Raw genomic sequence first — 4,412 nt, 5'->3', positions numbered from 1 at the left:
TTGCTAGGTGAAGCAGGAGTGGCTTGTGCCCGAGGCAGCACCGGTGGTGACCGGAGTGTCCGAGCCTGGCGTGACGATCGTTGACGAATCGTCGTCGGCAGGCGAGTACGGCGCGCCTGGCGCCGGGGAGGTCGACCACGGGGAGCCCGACCCCGGCGAGGGTTCGCCGGTGGTGCCGCGCCTGGGGCACGAGTCGCCACCGCTGCCCCGTCGGGTCCGGGGCCGGTTCTCCAAACTGGCGTCGCATCGCGCACCCTCGCCGTCGCTGTTGGATCCGGTACTGCGGGGGCTGCTGGCCAACCATCCCCGCGCCGATGTCGGCCCCGTGTACCGGGCGTTCGAGACCGCGGCAGGGGTGCATACGGGCCAGGTGCGTCTGTCCGGGCATCCCTATGTGACCCATCCCGTAGCTGTCGCGAGCATCCTTGCCGATCTCGGCATGGACACCCCGACGCTGTGCGCCGCGCTCCTGCATGGCACCGTGGGCGACGCTCACATGACCCTCGAGGGCATCCGGGACGAGTTCGGCGACCACGTCGCGGATGTTCTCGACGCGGTGATGAGGCTCCACCGGGTGAAGGTCGGTGAGGGCGCCCAGGCCGAGACGATCCGTCGCATGGTGGTCGCGATGGCTCGTGACCCGCGGGCGCTGGTGATCAAGCTCGCCGCCCGTCTGCACAACATGCGGACCCTGCGGTTCCTGCCCGAGCACAAACAGGAACGTAAGGCCCGCGAGACTCTGGAGATCTACGCCCCCCTCGCTCACCGGTTGGGGATGAACTCGCTCAAGTGGGAGCTGGAGGATCTCGCTTTCGCGACCCTCTACCCGAAGCGTTACGACGAGATCGTCCGCCTGGTGGCCGAGCGCGCGCCGAGCCGGGACACCTACATCACCGGTGTGGTCTCCGCGGTGGTGGCCCATCTCGGTGAAGCTAAGATCAAGTCTGTCGTCACCGGTCGTCCCAAGCACTATTATTCGATCTACCAGAAGATGGTGGTGCGCGGCCGGTCGTTCGACGACATCTACGACCTGGTCGGAATCCGGGTGTTGGTTGACTCCGTCCGCGACTGTTACGCGTCCCTGGGTACGCTCCACGCGAACTGGAAGCCGATTCCGGGTCGGTTCAAGGATTACATCGCGATGCCCAAGTTCAACATGTACCAGTCGCTGCACACGACGGTGATCGGGCCCGACGGCAAGCCCGTGGAGCTGCAGATCCGCACCCACGCGATGCACAACCGGGCTGAGTACGGGATCGCGGCGCACTGGAAGTACAAGGAGGACGGGGTCGCGGCCCAGCCGTCAGGCACGGCGAAGGCGCGGGCGTTCGGGCTTGCCGACGGCGGGTCGAAGGCGGGCGGCCGGTCCCGTCGGGGTGGCTCCGGCCAGGATCAGACCGCCTGGCTGCGCCAGATCCTCGACTGGCAGCGGGAGACCGCGCAACCCGGCGAGTTTCTCGACAGCCTGCGGTTCGACCTGTTCACCGATGAGGTCTTCGTCTTCACCCCCAAGGGTGACGTGATCGCATTGCCGGAAGGGTCGACCCCGGTCGACTTCGCCTACGCCGTCCACACCGACGTCGGCAACCAGTGCGTGGGCGCAAGGGTCAACAGCAGGCTCGCCGCTCTTGACACTCCGCTCGACAACGGGGACAGCGTCGAGATTTTCACCTCACGCGCACATGCGGCCGGGCCGAGCGAGGACTGGCTGACCTTCGTCCGGTCGTCCCGGGCCCGCACGAAGATCCGCCAGTGGCACGCCCGGGAGCGACGCGAGGACGCCGTCGTCGCCGGCCGGGACGCCATCGCTCGGATGATGCGTCGCCACGGTCTCCCGCTCACCCGCTTGATGAACGGCGACGTGCTGCCCAGCCTGGCCAAGGACATGCGGTACCCCGACGTTTCCGCGCTGTATGCCGCGATCGGTGAGAATCATGTCAGCGCGCAGAACGTGGTCGCCCGGCTGGTGTCCGCGCTCGGTGGACCCGAGGGCGCGGCCGAGGACGTCGCCGAGACCGCCCTGCCGACCCGGGCGCTGCGGCGGTCGGTGGGCGATCCGGGGGTAATCGTCACCGGCTCGCAGGACGTGTGGGCGAAGCTCGCCCGCTGTTGCATGCCGATGCCGGGGGACGCGATCACAGGTTTCGTCACACGGGGTAAGGGCGTGTCCGTACATCGCCACGACTGCCAGAACCTGGCGATCCTGCGTGCGGCGCCGCACGACCGGACCATTGCGGTCGAATGGGCCGCATCCTCGGGTTCGGTGTTCCTTGTCGTCATCCAGGTCGAGGCGCTGGATCGTGTCCGTCTACTGTCCGACGTGACCCGGGTGCTGACCAACCACCACGTCAACATCCTGTCCGCGTCGGTGACGACTACAAAGGACCAGATTGCGATCAGCCGGTTCACCTTCGAGATGGGGGACGCAAAGCACCTGGGACACATCCAGGATGCGGTGCGATCGATCGAGGGCGTGCACGACTGCTATCGGGTCACCTCGGGCGTGCGGTGCTGATCATGATTGCATCGTCCGGCTATGCGGCGGTTCCCGCCGGTGGGAACCGATTGTTCCGCGTACGACATCGATGTTGCCGCGGCAGACGGTCGTCGTCCGCCGCGGTATGGCTCGCCGGCCAGTTGCGCGCTGAGATCTGGTAAGGGGGGCGCTGTGGACGCCGAGATCGTAGGTGCCGGTATGCAGGGCGCGGCGTTGCCCGCGCGGATGGAACGGGCTGGCGGGGGCTGGCCGGCCGGAGAAGCTGACGGTGCCGGCGGGGGAGAGGAAACCTCGCGTACGCTTGCCGCCGCCCGGCTGGCCACTGCCCGCTTGGCCCATCTGGGCCGCTGGATGGCGGCGGTCCGCAGCACGCCGCCGGTGCCGCCGGAGCTGCGCGAAGTGACCGATGCGCACTGTCTGCATCATCCCAAGGCCGACATCGGCCTCATCGTCCACGCATACGACGTCGCGAACCGGCAGCATGCCGGTCAGGAGAGACACAGCGGCGACCCGTACATCACCCACCCGCTCGCGGTCACCGAGATTCTCGCCGAACTCGGGGTGGATACCACCACGATCGTCGGGGCATTGCTGCACGACACCGTCGAGGACACCCCCTACACGCTGGAGGCCGCCGCCGCGGATTTCGGCCTTGAGGTCGCCAACATCGTCGATGGGGTGACCAAGCTCGACAAGATGCGTTTCGGCGACGCGGCCGAGGCCGAGGCGGAGACCCTGCGGAAACTGATCGTCGCCCTTGCCAAGGACTATCGGGTTCTTGTCATCAAGATTGCCGATCGTCTCCACAACATGCGGACTCTCGGCTTCAAGTCGGCGCCCAAGCAGGCGCGCATCGCCCGGGTGACCCTCGAGATCCTCGCGCCCCTGGCGCATCGGCTCGGCGTGAGTGTGATCAAGAGGGAGTTGGAGGACCGTTCGTTCGCAGTCCTGTATCCCGGCGAGTACCGGCGGATACAGGAGATGGTCGACGACTTCAGCGCCGCGGAGCGCGCCTCCGGCCAGGTTGCCGCTATCGTCGCCGCGCTGCAGGGCGGTCTTGAGGATGCTCGCATCAACGCCCGGGTCTCGGTCAGGACGAGCCACCTCTTCTCGATCTACAAGCGGGCGCAGGAGCGCGGCTTCCAGGCGCGTGACTACAACGACATCGCCCGGGTGCTGATCCTCGTCGATTCTGTCACTGACTGCTATGAGACGCTCGGGGAAGTGCACGCCATGTGGCGCCCGGCGCCCGGACGGCTACGCGACTTCGTGGCCACCCCCAAGTTCAACATGTACCAGTCCCTGCACACGACGGTGGTGGACTCGGCGGGCAAGCCCGTCGACATCCAGATTCGTACCGACGCCATGCACCGTCTCGCGGAAACCGGGATCATCGCACGGCCGGTCGGGCCGTCCGCGGACGGCGCCCGCCTGGAAGGTCTGGCATGGCTGCACAGCCTCCTCGACTGGGAGGGTGAAGCAAAGGATCCGGGTGAGTTCATCGAGTCGCTGTCGGCGGATCTCGACTCGGACGAGGTCCTCATCTTCACGCCCAAGGGCAGGATCATCGCCCTACCCGCGAGGTCGACGCCGGTTGATCTGGCCTACGCCGTCCACACCGAACTCGGCCACCGTGCCATCGGTGCTCGCGTCAACGGCAGGTTGGTTCCGCTGCACACCCGCTTGCGTAACGGTGACGTCGTGGAAATCCTGCGGTCCGGCCTGCCGGGCGCCGGTCCGTCCGAGGACTGGTTGGATTTCGTCAAGACGTCCCGCGCCAGAGTGAAGATCCGTCGCAGGACGACGAAGCAGCGGCGGGACGCCGACACGATCTCTCCTGCCACCGGGCCTGACACCACCGGGCCTGACACCACCACCGATCCCGGCGGGCTGGCGGCGGGCGCCATGGTGCCCA

General features: G+C 67.3%; 2 protein-coding genes. Both read left to right on the top strand.

Translation table 11 applies throughout. The annotated features are described in order from the left end of the window. Positions 1-25: 25 nt before the first annotated feature. Positions 26-2,515 carry a bifunctional (p)ppGpp synthetase/guanosine-3',5'-bis(diphosphate) 3'-pyrophosphohydrolase gene (locus tag U9980_RS04155; RefSeq protein ID WP_322766757.1) on the top strand — a complete coding sequence of 830 codons (2,490 nt, stop codon included), beginning with the start codon at positions 26-28 and terminating at the stop codon, positions 2,513-2,515. 153 nt (positions 2,516-2,668) lie between these two features. After that, positions 2,669-4,412: RelA/SpoT family protein (locus tag U9980_RS04150; protein ID WP_416210147.1), on the top strand; the 1,744-nt coding region annotated here is incomplete at its 3' end.

It is taken from the genome of Protofrankia sp. Cr1, assembly GCF_963555865.1.
Taxonomy (GTDB): domain Bacteria; phylum Actinomycetota; class Actinomycetes; order Frankiales; family Frankiaceae; genus Protofrankia.
This window is presented reverse-complemented; position numbering and strand designations above follow the sequence as displayed.